Annotated in this window: 15 protein-coding genes and 2 riboswitches; of the genes, 9 read left to right on the plus strand and 6 right to left on the minus strand. The window is 73.5% G+C overall.

Annotated elements, in window-relative coordinates; translation table 11 throughout:
* Position 1: 1 nt before the first annotated feature.
* Positions 2 to 114: riboswitch (cobalamin riboswitch) on the plus strand.
* A gap of 36 nt (positions 115 to 150) precedes the next feature.
* From AB4Y78_RS00910 to AB4Y78_RS00925, 4 genes are read left to right on the plus strand one after another with little or no spacing between them, the layout of a single operon-like run.
* A complete protein-coding gene (locus tag AB4Y78_RS00910; protein WP_007928624.1) occupies positions 151 to 825 on the plus strand; it encodes an energy-coupling factor ABC transporter permease in 675 nt (224 codons plus the stop codon).
* Positions 818 to 1153 (plus strand): energy-coupling factor ABC transporter substrate-binding protein, encoded by a 336-nt coding sequence (locus AB4Y78_RS00915; RefSeq protein WP_441715753.1) that lies wholly within the window; start codon positions 818 to 820, stop codon positions 1151 to 1153. The genes AB4Y78_RS00910 and AB4Y78_RS00915 overlap by 8 nt, the downstream gene beginning before the upstream one ends.
* On the plus strand, positions 1150 to 1902 hold the full coding sequence (gene cbiQ / locus AB4Y78_RS00920) for a cobalt ECF transporter T component CbiQ (protein WP_387355380.1): 753 nt from the start codon (positions 1150 to 1152) through the stop codon (positions 1900 to 1902). The genes AB4Y78_RS00915 and cbiQ overlap by 4 nt, the downstream gene beginning before the upstream one ends.
* Complete coding sequence (locus AB4Y78_RS00925) at positions 1899 to 2771, plus strand: energy-coupling factor ABC transporter ATP-binding protein (protein WP_441715617.1); 873 nt, start codon at positions 1899 to 1901, stop codon at positions 2769 to 2771. Before cbiQ ends, AB4Y78_RS00925 begins: the two co-directional genes overlap by 4 nt.
* A gap of 72 nt (positions 2772 to 2843) precedes the next feature.
* Here the strand turns inward: AB4Y78_RS00925 and AB4Y78_RS00930 are convergent, their stop codons facing one another.
* The gene (locus tag AB4Y78_RS00930; protein WP_083853773.1) at positions 2844 to 3386 is read right to left on the minus strand and encodes a DinB family protein; all 543 of its coding nucleotides are present in this window, start codon (positions 3384 to 3386) and stop codon (positions 2844 to 2846) included.
* Positions 3387 to 3797: 411 nt separating this feature from the next.
* On the opposite strand from AB4Y78_RS00930, the gene AB4Y78_RS00935 reads away from it, so the two are divergent.
* Positions 3798 to 4355 carry an acyl-CoA thioesterase gene (locus AB4Y78_RS00935; protein WP_441715619.1) on the plus strand — a complete coding sequence of 186 codons (558 nt, stop codon included), beginning with the start codon at positions 3798 to 3800 and terminating at the stop codon, positions 4353 to 4355.
* 9 nt (positions 4356 to 4364) lie between these two features.
* Here AB4Y78_RS00935 and AB4Y78_RS00940 read toward each other — a convergent pair whose 3' ends face one another.
* Genes AB4Y78_RS00940 through AB4Y78_RS00950 form a run of 3 tightly spaced genes read right to left on the minus strand, consistent with a single transcriptional unit; the run spans position 4365 to position 7701 of the window.
* Positions 4365 to 5930, minus strand: a complete 1566-nt coding sequence (locus AB4Y78_RS00940) for a precorrin-2 C(20)-methyltransferase (protein WP_441715621.1) — start codon at positions 5928 to 5930, stop codon at positions 4365 to 4367.
* Entirely contained in the window at positions 5927 to 6595 is a 669-nt protein-coding gene (locus tag AB4Y78_RS00945; RefSeq protein WP_441715623.1) for a precorrin-8X methylmutase, read from the minus strand. The genes AB4Y78_RS00940 and AB4Y78_RS00945 overlap by 4 nt, the downstream gene beginning before the upstream one ends.
* Positions 6595 to 7701, minus strand: coding sequence for a hypothetical protein (locus AB4Y78_RS00950; RefSeq protein ID WP_040881460.1), 1107 nt, complete (start codon positions 7699 to 7701; stop codon positions 6595 to 6597). The genes AB4Y78_RS00945 and AB4Y78_RS00950 overlap by 1 nt, the downstream gene beginning before the upstream one ends.
* Positions 7702 to 7752: 51 nt before the next feature.
* A riboswitch (cobalamin riboswitch) is annotated at positions 7753 to 7818 on the plus strand.
* Between the two features lie 84 nt (positions 7819 to 7902).
* Here AB4Y78_RS00950 and cobN point away from each other — a divergent pair.
* Together cobN and bluB are read left to right on the plus strand one after the other, a co-directional pair.
* Complete coding sequence (gene cobN / locus AB4Y78_RS00955) at positions 7903 to 11571, plus strand: cobaltochelatase subunit CobN (protein WP_441715625.1); 3669 nt, start codon at positions 7903 to 7905, stop codon at positions 11569 to 11571.
* A complete protein-coding gene (bluB, locus tag AB4Y78_RS00960) occupies positions 11568 to 13310 on the plus strand; it encodes a 5,6-dimethylbenzimidazole synthase (protein ID WP_441715627.1) in 1743 nt (580 codons plus the stop codon). The genes cobN and bluB overlap by 4 nt, the downstream gene beginning before the upstream one ends.
* 225 nt (positions 13311 to 13535) lie before the next feature.
* Here bluB and cobF read toward each other — a convergent pair whose 3' ends face one another.
* A complete protein-coding gene (gene cobF / locus AB4Y78_RS00965; RefSeq protein WP_441715629.1) occupies positions 13536 to 14336 on the minus strand; it encodes a precorrin-6A synthase (deacetylating) in 801 nt (266 codons plus the stop codon).
* A complete protein-coding gene (locus AB4Y78_RS00970) occupies positions 14333 to 15817 on the minus strand; it encodes a cobyric acid synthase (protein ID WP_441715631.1) in 1485 nt (494 codons plus the stop codon). Before AB4Y78_RS00970 ends, cobF begins: the two co-directional genes overlap by 4 nt.
* A 38-nt stretch (positions 15818 to 15855) precedes the next feature.
* Here AB4Y78_RS00970 and AB4Y78_RS00975 point away from each other — a divergent pair, with 38 nt between their 5' ends.
* Positions 15856 to 16458 (plus strand): histidine phosphatase family protein, encoded by a 603-nt coding sequence (locus AB4Y78_RS00975; RefSeq protein WP_441715633.1) that lies wholly within the window; start codon positions 15856 to 15858, stop codon positions 16456 to 16458.
* A 247-nt stretch (positions 16459 to 16705) separates the two neighbouring features.
* A complete protein-coding gene (locus tag AB4Y78_RS00980; RefSeq protein WP_441715635.1) occupies positions 16706 to 17626 on the plus strand; it encodes a DUF559 domain-containing protein in 921 nt (306 codons plus the stop codon).
* The last annotated feature ends 95 nt before the right edge of the window (positions 17627 to 17721 follow it).

Raw genomic sequence — 17721 nt, forward strand, 5'->3', positions numbered from 1 at the left:
CTCGGCCCCAGCCATCGCCTCCACCTGGAGGAACCCGGTGAGAATCCGGGACGGTCGCGCCACTGTGAGCGGGTCTTCCGCGAGTCAGGAACTCCGGGGCGAGGGCTGCAGCGGCCGGACGCGTCATCCGGCCAGAGAGAGAGTGCGCTGATGCACATCGCCGAGGGCTTCCTGCCACCGGTCCACGCCGCCGCGTGGACTGCTGTCGCCGCCCCCTTCGTCATCCACGGCACCCGCAGTGCCGCCCGCATCGTGCGGGACAACCCGAGCGCCAGGCTGCTGCTCGGGGCCGCGGGCGCCTTCACCTTCGTCATGTCGGCGATCAAGCTGCCGTCGGTCACCGGGTCCAGCTCCCACCCGACCGGCACCGGCGTCGGCGCGATCATCTTCCGGCCACCGGTCATGGCCCTGCTCGGCACGATCGTCCTGCTCTTCCAGGCGCTGCTCCTCGCGCACGGCGGGCTGACGACGCTCGGGGCCAATGTCTTCTCGATGGCGGTCGTCGGGCCCTGGGTCGGCTACGGGCTCTTCCGGCTGCTGGCCGCCGCGCCCTTCATGGTGCGGGTCTTCGTCGGCGTGGCCGTGGCCGACCTCGCCACCTACGTGACGACCGCGACGCAGCTCGCGCTCGCCTACCCGGAGGGCGGCTTCGTCGAGGCTTGGGGTCGCTTCCTCGGGATCTTCGCGGTGACCCAGGTGCCCCTGGCGATCGTCGAGGGCCTCGTCGGGGTCCTGCTGATCAACGCGCTCATCGCCTGGGCGCGCCCCGAGATGGAGGACCTCGAGGTCGTCCCCGCCGAGACCAAGGAGCCTGCCCGTGCGTGATTCCACCCAGACCCTCGGGCGACGCGGCATCGCCCTCGTCCTCGCCGCCGTCGTCCTCCTGCTGGCCGTCGCCCTCTACCTCGGTGGCCGCGCCGCCGCGGGGGAGGAGGAGGCCTTCGGCGGCACCGATGCCGCCGCCACCGAGCAGCTCGAGGAGGCCGGCCACGAGCCGTGGTTCGAGCCCCTCATGCCGCCGGCCGGTGGCGAGATCGAGTCCGGTCTCTTCGCCCTGCAGGCGGGCCTCGGCGGGCTGGCGCTCGGCTACGTCTTCGGCCGGCTCAAGGGGCGCGACGCCACCCGGGCCGGGACGGCTGACCGCACGTCATGAGGCTCACCCTCGACGACGCGGCGTGGTCCTCCCCGTGGCGGACCCGCTCGACGCTGGAGAAGTCCCTGCTCTGCCTGGGGCTGCTCCTCGTCGCCGCGACGACGACCTCGCTCGTCGTCGCGGGCCTCGTCGGGGTGTGCGCCGTGGGCCTCGCCGCCGTGGCCCGGGTCCCGGCGCGGGTCTGGTGCCACGCGATGGCCGGGCCCGCCGTCTTCATCGCCATCGGCGCCGTGACGATCGCGGTGACCTTCGGTGGGGGTGACCTCGTGAGGTGGGGTCCGGTCGGTGTCGACGAAGGGAGTGCCTCCCGGGCCCTCCTCGTCGTCTCCCGGGCCCTCGCCGCGACGAGCGCGACGGTCCTGCTGGCCGCGACCACGCCGATGGTCGACCTGCTCGCCGGGCTGCGCCGGGCGCGGGTGCCCGAGGTGGCCGTCGACGTCGCCGCGGTGACCTACCGGATGATCTTCGCCCTGCTCGACGCCGCGTCGGCGATCCGCGCCGCTCAGGCCGGTCGGCTGGGCTACGCGAGCGGTCGGACCGCGCGACGCTCGGTCGGCCAGCTGTGCGCCGCCGTGCTCGTCGCCGCGTGGGACAAGGCCCGCAGGCTGGAGGACGGCCTGGCCGGTCGTGGCGGAGTCGCTGCCGTGCCGCTCGTGCCTGCCCGGGCCGTGTCGACCCCCTTCGTCCTGGCGGCCGCAGCACTCGTCGTCGGGCTGGCCGGGCTGTCGCTGCGGGCGGGACTGTCATGACGCACCGCCTCGGGTCGTGGACCCCACCCGACGACGCCGACACCGCGCTCGCGCTGCGCGGCGTGCACGCCGGCTACCCCGGCACCCCGGGCGTGCTCGACTGCGTGAGCGTGACGATCGGTGCGGGCCGGCGCACCGCGATCCTCGGGGCCAACGGGTCGGGCAAGACGACGCTGCTGCGGGTGCTCTCCGGCGCGCACGCGCCGGCCGAAGGCTCGGTCGTCTCCGGCGGGGAGGTCCTGCGGCACACTCGGCGCGGGCTGACCGCCCACCGGCAGCGGGTGCAGCTGGTCATGCAGGACCCCGACGACCAGCTCTTCAGCGCCGACGTCCGCAGCGACATCGGGTACGGCCCGACCAACCTGGGTCTCGGCGCCGCCGAGACCGCCTCGCGGGTCGACGAGGCGCTCGCGGTGCTCTCGCTCGAGGAGCTCGCCGACCGGCCGGTCCACCAGCTCTCCTTCGGTCAGCGCAAGCGGGTCGCCGTCGCCGGAGCGCTCGCGATGCACCCGCAGGTGCTGCTCCTCGACGAGCCGACGGCTGGCCTCGACCCTGCGGGCGTCGAGGAGATGCTCGCCGCGGTCGCGGCCCTCGAGGCGCACGGCACCACGGTGGTGCTGTCGACCCACGACGTCGACCTCGCCTGGCGCTGGGCCGATGAGGTCGCCCTGGTGGTCGACCACGTCGTCCACCAGGGCGAGGTGACCGACGCACTCACCGACGTCGACCTCGTCGAGGCTGCGCGGCTGCGTCCGCCGTGGTCGGTGCAGCTGCTGCGCGAGATGGGGATCGAACCGGCCGCGGCCGGCTGGCCCCGCACGCCTGGCGAGGTGGCGGGGTGCCTCACCCGCCTCGAGATTTCCGGGTGACCCGATAATCCCCGGCTTGGCATGAGTACCGGACTCTTGCGAAGTCGGGGTTTCTCTTGCTGAGCGGCCGCTTCAGCCCTCGCGGGCCGCCAGGATCTGCTCGCGCAGGATGTCGGCGTGGCCCGCGTGCTGGGCGAGCTCGCGCAGCACGTGCACGAGGACCCAGCGAAGGGGGAGCGGCCCCCGGCGGTTGCCGGTCACCACGTCGTCGAGGTCGAGCCCGACGATCGCTGCCCGGCTGTCGCTGCACGCCAGGCGGTGGGCCGCGACGGCGGAGGCGATCGTGTCCTCGGCGGTCAGCGCGAAGGACGCGTCGGGTGACGCGGGGATGCCGATCTCGGCGCGGGTGCGACCGTGGACGCCTTCGTCGAACCACACCCGCTCGACGAAGGTGGCGTGCTTGACCAGCCCGAGCAGGGTCGTGCGCGACGGCACGAGTCGACGCCGCGCCTCGTCCTCCGTCAGGTCGTCGAGGCAGCGACCCAGCATCGCCCGGTGCTCGTCGACGAAGGCGAGCAGCTGCTCGCGTGCCGACGCGTCGAAGGGGACCTCATGCTGGAAGGGCGGCAGGTTCACCCCACGACGGTAGCGTCGGGCGGTCTCACCCCTCGCCATAGATCTCGCCGCCCCGTCGACCTCGCCGGCTCGCCGCGGCTCCGGGCCGACGACCTCGAAGACCATCGCCGGGAACTGTCCGTCGCGCTCCACCCGCTCGCGGCGCAGCCGCAGGCGGCGGAGGAACGTGGCGCCGGCGCCCAGGACGAGGGGCGTCTGGTGGACCCACACCTTGTCGAGCAGGCCGGCATCGGCGAACTGACCGGCCAGGCCGCCGCCGACGACCCACACGTCCTTGTCGACGGCCGCCTCGGTTGCGGCGGCGTGCAGCTCGCGGTGCACCCACGCATAGGTGTTGGCCACGCAGATGACGGCCCCAGCGTGACGGGCGCCACCGACACCGATGCCGCACGACGAGGCGCGGTTACGCTCCCTTCGTCCCCGCTCGAGACCACCCCCGAGGACCCACGCATGAACCGCGTCCCCCGCATCCTGTGGACCGTCGCCACCGCCAAGCGGCGCGGCCGGGTCGCCCCCGGCGAGGTCGCCGTGTTGCCGCTGCGGGTGCTGCCCAACGACATCGACTTCGCGTGGCACATGAACAACGGCGTCTACTTCACGATGGCCGACCTCGGGCGCATCGACCTGGCGATACGCTCCGGGTGGGGCCTGGCGCAGGTCCGCAAGCGGGTGGCGCCGGTCGTCATGCAGGAGACGATGACCTTCCGCAGCTCGCTCACCCCGCTGCAGGCCTACGAGCTGCACACCGTGATCGCCGGCTGGGACCGCGTCAGCGTGTACTTCGAGCAGCGCTTCGTCGTCGACGGTCAGGTGAGCGCGCAGGCCTTGGTGCGCATGCGCTTCCTCCAGCGGGGCAAGGGCGTCGACACCGACCGGCTGTGGCCGATGCTCGGGATGACGCCGCCGCCCAGCCACGTGCCGGACTGGGCGAGGGGGTGGGGCGACGGCAGCCGGCTGCCCTCGCCGCGCGAGGACGCGCCGGCAGGGCCGCCGCCCTTCTGGGGGTGAGGTCAGGCCCTAGCCGACCGACCGCGGAGTCCACACCCGGCCGTCGTCGGTGACCCGGGTCGTCGAGGCGCCGATGACGACGAGGCAGCCCATGTCGACGGCCTCGACGTCAAGGTCGCCGAGCGTCGTCACCCAGGACGACTCCTCGTCGCGGCCGACGTGGCGCGCGACGACGACGACGCGGTCCGGGCCGACCGCTTCGACGAGCAGGTCACGGGCGGCGCCGAGGGTGTCCGGGCGGGAGCGGGAGCGCGGGTTGTAGAGGGCGATCGAGATGTCGTTCGTCGCCAGCGCGGTCAGCCGCGCGGCGAGGACGTCCCACGGCTTGAGGTTGTCGCTGAGGTTGACCAGGGCGTGGTCGCCGCCGAGGACGGCACCGACGAGGGCGCTCGCCGCGTGGGCCGCGGTGACGCCCGGCACGACGTCGACCGGCACGTCGGCGTAGCCGGGGTCGTCGGACAGGGCCGCCTCGCGCGACTCGAAGAGCGCCGTCGCCATGCCGAAGACCCCGGCGTCGCCACCCGAGACGAGGGCGACGTCCGCGCCCTCGCGGGCCAGGTCGAGCGCCAGGCGGCCGCGGTCGAGCTCGACCGAGTTGCCGGAGGCGTGGCGGGTCAGGCCCTCGCGCTGCGGCACTCGGGCGACGTAGGGCGCGTAGCCGACGACGTGGTCGACCCGGGCGAGCACCTCGCTCGCCTGCGGAGTCAGCCAGTGGTCCGGCCCCGGCCCGAGCCCGACGACGTGGACGGTGCCGACGGACGAAGGGGAGGGCTCGCCCCCTTCGTCGGGGGCGCCGGCCGTCAGCCGAGCGAAGTCCGCGGCCCGCCCGGCGGCGTCGTCGCGCAGCCCCTCGCCGGGGACGACGACGAGGGACATGTAGGGCACGCGACCTTCGTCGACCTCGGCAGCCGGCATGACGAGCTCACCCGGGTAGGACGCGCGCTCGACGTAGACGGCACGCTCGAGCATCCCTGCCTGGCGCAGGGCCTCGCGGACACCGGCGAAGGTGCGGCCGAGCTTCATGATGATCGCCGCGTCGGTGTCGGCCAGACGCCGGGCGAGCTCGGGCACGGGCAGGGTGCCGGGCAGGACGGTGAGGGTGTCCTCGTGCCGGCACAGGCCGGTCGCGACCGCGGCGGTGGCGGCGGACAGCGAGGTGATCCCGGGGACGACCTCGGTGGGGTAGCGCGGACTCAGCCGGTCATGGACGTACATGAAGGAGCCGAAGAAGAGCGGGTCGCCGATGGCGAGGACGACGACGCTGCGGCCGGCAGCGAGGTGGGCCTCGAGCCGGTCGCAGCACTCGTCGTAGAAGTCGGCGAGGGCCCCGTAGTAGCCGCGAGGGTGGTCGGTGAAGCCGGTCGTCACCGGGTAGCGCAGCTCTTCCTCGATGGCGCCATCGGGGATGAGGTCGGCGGCGATGGAGCGCGCGAGCGACTGCTTGCCGGCGCCCGCGTGGTAGGCGATGACGTCGGCGTCACGGATGAGCCGCGCGGCCTTGAGGGTGATGAGCTCGGGGTCGCCGGGACCGATGCCGACGCCGTAAAAGCGCCCGGTGGTCGTCTCGCCGCTCATGCCAGCTCGTCCGGGTGCGCGAGGGCGTTGAGGGCGGCGGCGGCCATCGCGGACCCACCGCGGCGGCCGTGGACGACGAGCCAGGGGATCGGGCCGCCGGTCAGGTCGTGCTCGGCGAGGGCCACCTTGGACTCCGCCGACCCGACGAAGCCGACCGGCATGCCGACGATCGCGGCCGGTCGGGGCGCGCCGTCGTGGAGCAGCTCGAGCAAGTGGAAGAGGGCGGTCGGGGCATTGCCGATCGCGACGACGGCGCCCTCGAGGCGCTCGCCCCACAGGGAGACCGCGGCGGCTGCGCGGGTCGTGCCCCACTGGGCGGCGAGGTCGGGCACCTGCGGCTCGCGCAGCGTGCAGATCACCTCGTTGTCGGCGGGCAGGCGGCGGCGGGTGACGCCCTGCGCGAGCATGTTGCTGTCGGTGAGGATCGGCGCGCCGGCGACGAGCGCGGCGTGGGTGGCAGCGGCGACCTCGGGGTGGCCGGCGATCTCGCTCGTGATGCCGACGTCACCGGCGGCGTGGATGATCCGCACGGCAACGCCGTGGAGGTCCGCGGGCAGACGGCTGAGGTCGGCCTCGTCGCGGATCATCCCGAAGGAACGGCGGTAGATCTCCTGCCCGTCGGTGACGTAGTCGTACCGGCGAGGCGGTTGGCGAAGGGGGTTCATCAGGCCTTCTCGTGTTGTGCCGCAACGACATCCGCTGCGCTGATGGGGTTGAGGGCGGTCGCGTGCGTGCGGGCGGGGTGGCCGCACGAGCGCTCGCAGCCGATGACGTGCACGGCCGGTCCGGTGACGTCGACGAAGGGGGCGGCCTCCCTGGCGAGGTCGCGCGTGCGGGTTGTCGTCCGCGCGCACGAGGGCGCCCCGGCGCAGGCGGTGAGGACGGTCCAGGGGGAGTCGGCGGTCGTGGCGAAGCCGGCCGCCGCGAGCACCTCGGCCCGTGCCGCCCCACCCGGCACGATGACCGAGCGCCAGGGCGTGATGCAGAGCTTCCCCTCGAGCCCCGCCACCATGGCCGGCGTCAGCAGCCCCAGCGGCACGAGGGCCACGAGGTCCTCGCCAACCGGTCCGGGCGCCGGTGGCTCACCCGCGAGCACGTCGAAGGGGAGTCCCCCCGGCAGCAGGTCGGTCCGGGTCGCGTCGGGCAGGTCGCGGATGTTCCAGGTCCGGTCGTCGGTGCGGGCGGCGAGGAAGCGACGGGCCACGTCGAGGGCGGCGGCAGCAGCAGCCTCGCGGGGGACGGTGATCGCCCGGTCCGCGGCGAGGAGGGTGGCTTCGAGGCTCGTTCCTCGCACCTCAGCCAGCGGGGAGGTGACGATCGCGACGTCCCAGGGTTCCCCGAGGACAGCACCACCGGGCTCGGCGACGGCGAGGAGGAAGCGCCCCGGCAACTCGGCCAGCCCGGGGTCCGCGAGCAGTCCCTCGTCGAGCGCGGTCACGAGGTCGTCGAGTCCGGCATGCGGGTCGGCGACGATGTTGCGCGCCTTGTCGTGCGGCCCGGAGGGGACGAGTCCGAGGTCGTCGATCGCCGTGATGAGCTCACGGGGGAGCGGGTCGGGCAGGCCGCGCAGCTGCAGGCTGCCCCGCGAGGTGAGCGTGATGGCCGGGTTGCCGAATCGCTGTGCGAGAGAAGAGATCTCGCGCAAGGTGGACGCGTCGACCCGACCGCCGGGGATGCGCAGGCGCACCATCGCCCCGTCCGCCGAGACGAAGGGGGTGAGCAACCCCGGGCAGCGGTCGGCGCCGCTGCGGGAGGGCGTCGGTGTGCTCACGGCAGGGCAGCCTACGCGGCCCCGGTAGGCTGCCGGACAACCGAGCAGCGCGGAACCCGGTGCAAGTCCGGGACGGTCCCGCCACTGTGAGCGAAGCCCCCTTCGCGAGTCAGACACGCTCTGCCGGCCGGCCCGCACGAGACCGTGCGGGTCACTCCCTTCGAACCGCGGGGCGCGGACCCCCGCCAAGGAGCCCACGACGTGACCACCGTCGCCCTGCTGTCCACCTCCGACACCGACCTGCTGAGCGCGCGCAGCGCCGGCGTCGACTATGTCGTCGGCAACCCGGCCCGCCTCACCGACGAGCAGATCGCCGAGCGCGTCGCCCGCGCCGACGTCGTCGTCGTCCGCTACCTCGGCTCGCCGCAGGGGCTGTGGGAGGGCTTCGCCGACCTGCGCAGCGCCAGCGCACCGCTCGTCGTCCTCGGCGGCACACAGGAGCCCGACGCGGCGCTCATGGAGCTGTCGACGGTGCCGCCCGGCACCGCGGCGGAGGCCCACCGCTACCTCGCCGAAGGGGGCCCGGCCAACCTCGCGCAGCTGCACGCCTTCCTCGGCGACACGCTCCTGCTCACCGGTGAGGGCTTCGAGGCGCCGCAGGCGCTGCCCCAGTGGAGTGTCCTCGACCGCGATGAGCCGGCCGCCCTCGACGCAGCCGGCGGCGATGTCCGGCGCCCGCGGGTTGGTGTCCTCATCTACCGGGCCCAGTACGCCGCCGGCAACACCGACTACGCGCACGCGCTCGCCGACGCGATCGACGCCGCCGGCGGGCAGGGCGTCGTCATCCACTCGGCCTCGCTGCGCGACGCGCCCGACGGCCTGCTCGAGCACCTCGGCACCCTCGACGCGCTCGTGACGACCGTGCTCGCGGCCGGCGGCACCAAGCCCGCCACCGCCTCGGCCGGCGAGGACGACGAGGCCTGGGACGTCGAAAAGCTCGCCGCCCTCGACATCCCGATCCTCCAGGGCCTGTGCCTCACTTGGAGCCGCGCCGACTGGGAGGAGTCCGACGACGGCATGAGCCCGCTCGACGTCGCGACGCAGGTCGCGGTCCCCGAGTTCGACGGTCGGCTCATCACGGTCGCCTTCTCCTTCAAGGAGTTCGACGACGAGGGGCTGCCGCACTACGTCGCCGACCCCGAGCGCGCCGCCCGCGTCGCCGGCATCGCGGTCAACCACGCGCGCCTGCGGTCCACCCCCGTCGCCGAGCGCAAGATCGCCGTCGTCCTCTCGGCCTACCCGACGAAGCACTCCCGCCTGGGCAATGCCGTCGGCCTCGACACCCCGGTCTCGACGATCCGCCTGCTGCGCGCGATGCGCGAGGCGGGCTACGACCTCGGCGAGGGCTTCGTCGGGATGGACCCGCTCCCTCCGGTCGAGGGCGAGGCCCCCGACACGACGTCGGGCAATGCCCTGATCCACGAGCTCATCGCCGCCGGCGGGCAGGACGAGGAGTGGCTCACCCAGGAGCAGGTCGAGGGCGCGCAGGTGCGCATCCCGGCCGCGCGCTACCGGGAGTGGTTCGACGCCTTCCCGGCCGACCTGCGCGAGGCGATGACCGAGCACTGGGGCGAGGCGCCCGGCGAGGTCTTCGTCGACACGACGACCGACGCCCAGGGCGAGATCGTCACCGCCGCCCTCGTCCGCGGCAACATCGCGCTCCTCGTGCAGCCGCCCCGCGGTTTCGGTGAAAACCCGATCGCGATCTACCACGACCCCGACCTGCCGCCGACGCACCACTACCTCGCGACCTACCGCTGGATCGAGGAGGAGTTCGGCGCGCACGCCGTCGTCCACGTCGGCAAGCACGGCAACCTCGAGTGGCTCTCCGGCAAAAACCTGGCGATGTCCGCCTCGTGCGGCACCGACGCGGCCCTGGGCAACCTGCCGCTCGTCTACCCCTTCCTCGTCAACGACCCCGGTGAGGGCACGCAGGCCAAGCGCCGTGCCCACGCGACGATCGTCGACCACCTCGTCCCGCCGATGGCCCGCGCCGAGTCCTACGGCGACATCTCTCGCCTCGAGCAGCTCCTCGACGAGTACGGCAACGTCTCGGTCATGGACCCGGCCAAGGCGCCGGCCCTGCGCGGCGAGATCTGGCAGCTGCTGCACGCCGCGCAGATGCACGTCGACCTCGGGCTGGGCGACGACGTCGACCTCGACGACGCCGACGGCTTCGACGACCTCGTCATGCACGTCGACGGCTGGCTCTGCGAGATCAAGGACGTCCAGATCCGTGACGGCCTGCACGTCCTCGGCCAGGCGCCGCAGGGCGAGGAGCTCGTCAACCTCGTGCTCGCCGTCCTGCGCGCCGCGCAGGTGTTTTCCGGTCAGGTCGGGTCCGTCCCCGGTCTGCGGGCGGCGCTCGGCCTCGCCGAGGACGCCTCCACCACGGAGACCGATGCGGTCGAAGGGAGGGCCCGTCACCTCGTCGAGGCCCTCGCCGCCGCGCACTGGTCCGCCTCTGCCGCAGGCGATCTCGTCGCCGAGCACGAGCCGCTGCTCGACCCGGCGGAGGCCGCCGAGGTCACTCGGGTGCTGGAGTTCGCCGCGACGCAGGTCGTGCCGCGGCTCGCCGCGACCGAGCGCGAGCTGTCGATGGTGCTGCACGCCCTCGACGGCGGCTACATCCCTGCGGGGCCGAGCGGGTCCCCCCTTCGCGGCCTGGTCAACGTGCTGCCCACGGGGCGAAACTTCTACTCCGTCGACCCCAAGGCGATCCCCTCGCGGCTGGCCTACCAGACCGGCACGGCGATGGCCGACTCGCTCCTCGCCCGCTATCGCGAGGAGACCGGCGAGCTGCCGACCTCGGTCGGCCTGTCGATGTGGGGCACGTCGGCGATGCGCACCTCCGGCGACGACATCGGCGAGGTGCTCGCCCTGCTCGGCGTGACGCCGGTGTGGGACGAGCAGTCCCGCCGGGTCACCGGGCTCGAGCCGATCCCGCTCGCTGAGCTCGGCCGCCCACGCATCGACGTCACCGTGCGCATCTCGGGCTTCTTCCGCGATGCCTTCCCGCACGTCATCGCCCTCATCGACGACGCGGTTGCGCTCGTCGCCGGCCTCGACGAGGCTCCCGAGGACAACCACGTGCGCGCCCACACGGTCGCCGACCTCGCCGAGCACGGCGACGAGCGCCGCTCGCGCACAAGGATCTTCGGCTCCAAGCCCGGATCCTACGGTGCGGGCATCCTCCAGGTCGTCGAGTCGGGCAACTGGCGCAGCGACGACGACCTCGCGCAGGTCTACACCGCGTGGGGCGGCTACGCCTACGGCCGCGACCTCGATGGTGCACCGGCCGCGGAGGACATGGAGCGCACCTACCGCCGCATCCAGGTCGCGGCCAAGAATGTCGACAACCGCGAGTCCGACATCCTCGACAGCGACGACTACTTCCAGTACCACGGCGGCATGGTCGCGACCGTCCGCGCGCTCACCGGCAGCGAGCCCAAGGCCTATGTCGGCGACTCGACCTCGCCCGACGCGGTGCGCACCCGCACGCTGCAGGAGGAGACCAACCGCGTCTTCCGCTCGCGCGTGGTCAACCCGCGGTGGATCGCGGCGATGCAGCGCCACGGCTACAAGGGGGCCTTCGAGCTCGCGGCGACCGTCGACTACCTCTTCGGCTTCGACGCGACGGCCGGCGTCGTCCACGACTGGATGTACGACCGGGTCGCCCGCGACTACGTGCTCGACGAGACCAACCAGGAGTTCATGCGTCGGGCCAACCCCTGGGCGCTGCGCGGCATCGTCGAGCGACTCACCGAGGCCGCCGACCGCGGCCTGTGGGAGGAGCCCGACCCCGAGGTCGTCCGCGCGATGCAGCAGGTCTACCTCGACGTCGAGGGGGACATGGAGGACAGCGAGTGACGGGCGGAGGGAGCGAGCCCCGATACGCCCGACCGGTCCCGACGATCGGCGACACGAGCAGCGCGGCGCAGCGCCGCGACGACCCGACGGGCTGGGCCATGGGCGAGGCGGTCACCGAGGCCCTCGCCGCGGTCGTGGCCGGCCGTCGCGACATCCGTCGCTACCGGCCCGACGCGGTGCCCGAGGAGCTCATCACGGCCGTCCTCGAGGCCGGGCACCGGGCGCCGAGCGTCGGGCACTCGCAGCCCTGGCGCTTCGTCGTCGTCAGCGACCCGGCGACCCGTGACCGAGCCGCAGCGATGGCCGACAGAGCTCGTGTCGACCAGGCCGCACACCTGGCCTCGGAGCGCGCCGCACGCATGCTCGACCTCAAGCTCGAAGGTCTGCGCGAGGCGCCCGTCGGCATCGTCGTCGCCTGCGACCGGCGCACTCCTGCGACGGGCGTGCTCGGCCGCGCGACCTTCCCCGACGCCGACCTGTGGTCCTGCGCGACCGCGATCGAAAACATGTGGCTCACCGCCCGCGCCCACGGTCTCGGCATGGGCTGGGTGACCCTCTTCGACCCCGACGAGCTCGCCGACCTGCTCGGTCTGCCCGAGGGCGTCGTCACCCTCGGCTGGCTCTGCCTCGGCTGGCCCGACGAGCGCCCGCCGTCGCCCGGCCTGGAGCGGGCCGCGTGGTCGAAGAAGACGCCGCTCGAGCAGGTCGTCCTGCACGACCGCTGGCCCGCGGACGAGGCCGCTCCGCAGCAGCCGGTATCGCACCTGCGCGGGCCCGAGCCGACCCGGCTCGTCGGCGCGACCGACGCCGCCGACGAGCTGCTCTCGCCGCCCGAGTCGCTCGGCGTCCTCGACCGCGCGCTCAACCGCGTGCTCGCCGTGGGCGCCCAGGACGTCACCGGTGGCACCCTCGTGCTCGCCGGCGCCGACCACCCGGTGACCGGGCTCGGCGTCAGCGCCTTCCCGGCCACGACGACCCACGACGTACTCGCCGCGACCGTCGCCGGCACCTCCCTCGGTGCCGCCACGGCGAAGGGAGCCGGACTCGCCGTCGCCGGTGTGGACGCCGGTGTGGCACAGACGGTCCCGGGTGCGCACGAGGCACGGCCCACGGGGGAGCGGGGCGACCTCGCCACCACGGATGCGATGACGCTCGCCGACGTAGAGGCCTTGGTCGCCGCAGGGCGCGACATCGGTACCGGGGCCGCGGTCACCGGTCTGGTCTGCCTCGGCGAGGTCGGTGTCGGCAACACGACCGTCGCCGCAGCGCTGGCCTGCGCCCTCCTCGACCTCGAGCCGCAGGACGCGGTCGGCCTGGGCTCCGGCTCGGATGCCGACATGGTCGCGCGCAAGCGCGACGTCGTCGCCGCGGCGCTCGCCCGGACGCACGGTGAGTCGGACCCCCTTCGCCTCCTCGCGATGGTCGGTGGGCCCGAGATCGCGCTGCTCACCGGAGTCACGCTCGGTGCCACGGCCGCTGGCGCACCGGTGGTGCTCGACGGCCTCGCCGGATCGCTGCCCGGCGTCATCGCCGCTCGTCTCGAGCCGGCCGCCCAGGCCTACCTGCTCGCCGGGCAGGTCAGCCGCGAGCGGGCCCACGCCCTCGTGCTGCGCGAGCTGGGCCTCGAGCCGCTGCTCGACCTGCGCCTGCGCGCCGGCGAAGGGGTCGGCGCCTGCCTCGCCGCCTCGATGCTGCTGCAGGGCCTGGCTGTCCGCCGCATCGCCGCCCGCACCCGCTGACCCCCCGGGCTGTCATTTGCCTAGGGAAATGCGGTCTGGGTGGGTATGACCCTGGGGAAGTGCGGGGTCATTCGTCGAGGTCTCTGCGACCGTCTCCCTGACCCCGGTGGCTGAGGAGGTCGCTCTGCGACCGTCTCCCTGACCCCGGTGGCTGAGGAGGTCGCTCTGCGACCGTCTCCCTGACCCCGGTGGCTGAGGAGGTCGCTCTGCGACCGTCTCGAAGCCTCAGGCAGGCGTGAGCGCGTAGACGTCCATGACCCACCCGTGGGTCGCCCGCAGGTCCGCCCGCAGCTGCACGATCTCGTCGATGACGTCGGCCAGGCGCCCGGAGCGCAGCTCCTGCTGCGGCATGCCGACGTAGGCGCCCCAGTGGATCACCGTGTCGGGGTGGGTGGCGGTGAGCTCGCGGCAGTGCAGGTGCCCGTCGAGCATGACGACGACCGTGCCCAGGCCCAGCCCCGCGGCCTCGGCCGCACGCCACTCCTCGACGAGGCGGCGACCGGTCGTGATGTGGACCGGCTCGCCGACGCGGTGCAGCACGACGCCGTGGGCGGCGGCGAGGGTCTGGAAGGCCGAGATCCCCGGCAGCACCCGCACCCGCGTCGCGATCCGCTCACCGATCGCGTCGACGACGCGGATCGTGCTGTCGTAGAAGGCCGGGTCGCCCCACACGAGGAAACCGACGACCGCGTCGGCGGGCAGGTCGTCGATGATCCGCACGTAGGCGTCGGTGCGGGCGGCGTGCCAGTCGCGCACCCCCTGCGCGTACTCGGCGGAGTCACGGTCGGCGTCCGGCCCGCGCTTCGGGTCCGGCACGGTGACGAGCTCGTAGGCGTGGTCGCCGGGGATGAAGCGCTCGCAGATCGCCCGGCGCACCGCGACGAGCTCGTCCTTGGCCCCGCCCTTGTCGGCCACGAGGAAGACGTCGACCTCGGCCAGTGCCGCGGCTGCCTCTGCGGTCACGTGCTCGGGCGAGCCGGCCCCGATGCCGATGACGTGGATGGTGCGAGCAGCGGTGTCGCTCAAGGCTTCTCCCGGGTGAGGTCGATGATCGCGTCGACGTCCACGTGCGTCTCGAGGGCATCGGCGAGGATGTCGATCATCCCCTCACGACGAGTGGCGAAGGGGGCCGCCCCCGGCTCCGCGGACCACCGCGCCCCGACCGTCGCGGCCACGTCGTCGAGCAGGGCCCGCCGGTAGTCGTCGCACTCCAGCGTGCCGTGCCAGATCGACCCGCGGACCGGTCCGACCGCGTGGCCGCCGGGGAAGTCCTCGCCGCCGGTCGGCTCGACGACGCCGTGGTGGATCTCGTAGCCCTCGACGTGGTGACCGCGCCAGGTCCCGATCGGGCGGGCGAGCACCTTGTCCTCGTGGAAGACGACCCGGCCGGGCAGCAGCCCGAGGCCCGGGACCGTTGCGGCAGAGGGGGTCTCGCTCCCTTCGTCGGGCGTGCTCTCGACCCCGTCGTCGACGATCTCGTCGAGGAGCATCTGGTAGCCGCCGCAGATCCCGAGCACGGGCGCGCCACGGCTGGCCCGCTCGAGGACGACGTCGGCGAGGCCGGTGCGGCGCAGCCAGGCGAGGTCGGAGGTCGTCGCGCGCGAGCCGGGCAGGACGACGAGGTCGGCCTCGCGCACCGCGTCGGCGTCGACCGTCACCCGAACGTCGACCCCGGGCTCGGCGGCGAGGGCGTCGACGTCGGTGCCGTTGGAGGTGCGGGGCAGGCGGACCACCGCGACCGACAGCCGACGGTCGGCGGGCACGCCGTCCGCGGCATCGCCCCACGCGCCCATCGAGAGCGAGTCCTCGGAGTCGAGCCACACGTCCTGCAGCCACGGCAGGACCCCGAGCGATGGCATGCCCGTGCGGTGGGTGATCTCGGCCAGCCCGGGCTCGAGCACCGACGCGTCGCCGCGGAACTTGTTGATGACGTAGGCCGCGAGCAGCGGCCGGTCCTCGTCGGAGACGAGCGCCCAAGTGCCGTAGAGCGCGGCGAGCACCCCGCCGCGGTCGATGTCGCCGACGAGCACTGTGGGCAGCGAAAAGCGTTGCGCCAGACCGAGGTTGACGTAGTCGCCGGCCCGCAGGTTGATCTCGGCGGGGGAGCCGGCGCCCTCGCAGACGACGAGGCCGTGCTCGGCCGCCAGCTCCTCGTAGGCGGCGAAGGCCGCCTGCGCCAGGTGCGCGCGCCCGGTCGCGTACTCGCCGGCGCGCAGCTCGCCCGCGGGGCGACCGCGGACGACGACGTGCGCACGGCGGTCGCTGCCCGGCTTGAGGAGCACGGGGTTCATCGCCGAGGTCGCCTCGACGCCGGCAGCCTGGGCCTGGAGGTACTGGGCGCGCCCGATCTCGGAGCCGTCGCGGCAGACCATCGAGTGGTTGGACATGTTCTGCGCCTTGTACGGCGCGACGGCCAGACCTCGCCGGGCCAGCGCGCGGCAGAGCCCCGTCACGACGAGCGACTTGCCCGCATCCGACGAGGTCCCGGTGATCAGGAGGCCGCTCACGAGCCGACACTCTACGGATCCCCACTACGGTGGCCACCGTGAGCCCGACGCGCGTGCACCTCATCCGTCACGGGCAGTCGACGTGGAACCGTGACGGACTCGTCCAGGGCGCCTACCGCGGTCGCAACCAGTCGGTGCTCACCGACGAGGGTCGCGCCCAGGCGGCACGTGCCGGTCTGGCCCTCGGTGCCCTGGTCGGCCTTCCCCGCCACGAGCACTCGCTCGACCTGTGGAGCAGCGACCTCATGCGCACGATGCAGACCGCGGAGATCATCTCCGTGGCGCTGCGGCCGCTCCGCTGGATCGCGTCGGTGCGCAACGAGCCGGGGCTGCGCGAGCAGGCGCTCGGAGAGCTCGAGGGGGAGCGGACCGACGCCCTGCAGGCCCAGCCGGTCCCCGAGGGAGAGCACATCAGCGAGATCCGGTGGGGCGGTGGCGAGTCGATGCGCGACGTCTTCGAGCGGGTGGGCGACTGGTTCGCCCCGGCCCTCATCGAGCAGCCCGACCACCTCGTCGTCGTCAGCCACGAGCACACGATCCGCGCCGCGCTCGCCTGGCTGCGCTCGCGGTCCCACCGCGACATCGACTGGGACGAGCCGATCGACGCGGGCTCGGTCACCACGGTCGACGTCGTCGACTGATGCTCCGCGCTGCCGCGCCCACGTGGGTCCGTCAGCCGCAGGTCGGCAGCCGGTCCCCGACGTCGTTGACGTCACCTGGCGGCGATGATGTCGCTGGGGTGCCCGGAGCAGGGCCACCAGGTGGCACCAACGCCGCCAGGCGGCACCGACGCCGTCAGACGGCACCCACGCCGCCACGGAGGCGCCCAGTGGTCCGGCTGTGGACAACTCCACCGCTCGCGGGCGCCATCCCGGTCACGATGTGGCCATGCATCCGATCATCCGGGCCGCGCTCGACGCCGGCCGCGGCACGGCCACCGGTTCTGACCTCCTCCGGCGGGGAGCGAGTCGCCGCGACGTCGAGCGCGCTGTCGGCGCGGGCGACCTCGTGCGGGTCCGTCGCAACGCGCTCGTCGACGGTGAGCGGTGGCGGGAGACCAAACCGTGGCACCGACATGACCTGCGGGCACGAGCCGTGGCGCGGGCTCTCGGCAATGAGCCGCCACTGGTCCTCACCCACCACAGCGCACTCGCGGTGCGCGGCATCGAGGTCCACGGCGTCGACGACCGCGTGCACGTCGCGCGCATCGGGTCGGGACGCGGGCGCACCGACACGGGTCTGGCCAGCCACCGCCCTCTGGACGCCTCACTCACCGCGACGCACCAGGGCCTGTTGACCGTCACCCCGGCCGTGGCCTGCGTCCAGGTCGCCAGCCACTTCGGAGGGGAGGCAGGCCTGGTGAGCGCAGACCATGCGCTGCACCAGGAGGTGATGACCCGCGCCGACCTCGACGGTGCGATGGCTGCCCTGGAGCCGTGGCGGTGGTCACGCGAGCCGGCCAAGATGCTGGCCCTCGCGGACGGTAGTGCCGAGTCCGGCGCGGAGTCCCGCACGCGATGGGCGCTGCGGACGCTGGGTCTGCGTCTGCCGACGCCCCAGGTGGAGATCTTCGACAGCAGGGGTGACTTCGTGGCGCGCGTCGACTTCCTCTACGAGGACATGAAGCTCGTCATCGAGGTCGACGGTCGCAAGAAGTACGAGAAGGCTCAGGACGTGTGGGACGAGAAGTTGCGGGAGGACCGTCTCCGGGCGCTGGGGTACGTCATCGTCAGACTGACGTGGGCTGACCTGGACGACCTGGCCGTCGTCCGCGGCAAGGTCCTGCGCGGCGTCGCCCTCGCCGCCTGACGGCGTTGGCGTCGCCCGGTCCCCCTTCTCCGGGCAACCCGGTGACGTCATCGACGACGGGTGACGTCAACGCTCCCAAGCGCCACCGTAGAGGG

Source organism: Janibacter sp. RAF52 (assembly GCF_052114035.1).
Taxonomy (GTDB): Bacteria; Actinomycetota; Actinomycetes; order Actinomycetales; family Dermatophilaceae; genus Janibacter; species Janibacter hoylei.

What these genes read in the sequence shown, in the direction of transcription:
- AB4Y78_RS00980 (WP_441715635.1), top strand. Translation starts at nt 16,706, where the DNA reads ATGCATCCGATCATCCGGGCCGCGCTCGACGCCGGCCGCGGCACGGCC.
- cbiQ (WP_387355380.1), top strand. Translation starts at nt 1,150, where the DNA reads ATGAGGCTCACCCTCGACGACGCGGCGTGGTCCTCCCCGTGGCGGACC.
- AB4Y78_RS00925 (WP_441715617.1), top strand. Translation starts at nt 1,899, where the DNA reads ATGACGCACCGCCTCGGGTCGTGGACCCCACCCGACGACGCCGACACC.
- AB4Y78_RS00910 (WP_007928624.1), top strand. Translation starts at nt 151, where the DNA reads ATGCACATCGCCGAGGGCTTCCTGCCACCGGTCCACGCCGCCGCGTGG.
- AB4Y78_RS00935 (WP_441715619.1), top strand. Translation starts at nt 3,798, where the DNA reads ATGAACCGCGTCCCCCGCATCCTGTGGACCGTCGCCACCGCCAAGCGG.
- AB4Y78_RS00930 (WP_083853773.1), bottom strand. Translation starts at nt 3,386, where the DNA reads ATGGCGAGGGGTGAGACCGCCCGACGCTACCGTCGTGGGGTGAACCTG.
- AB4Y78_RS00945 (WP_441715623.1), bottom strand. Translation starts at nt 6,595, where the DNA reads ATGAACCCCCTTCGCCAACCGCCTCGCCGGTACGACTACGTCACCGAC.
- AB4Y78_RS00940 (WP_441715621.1), bottom strand. Translation starts at nt 5,930, where the DNA reads ATGAGCGGCGAGACGACCACCGGGCGCTTTTACGGCGTCGGCATCGGT.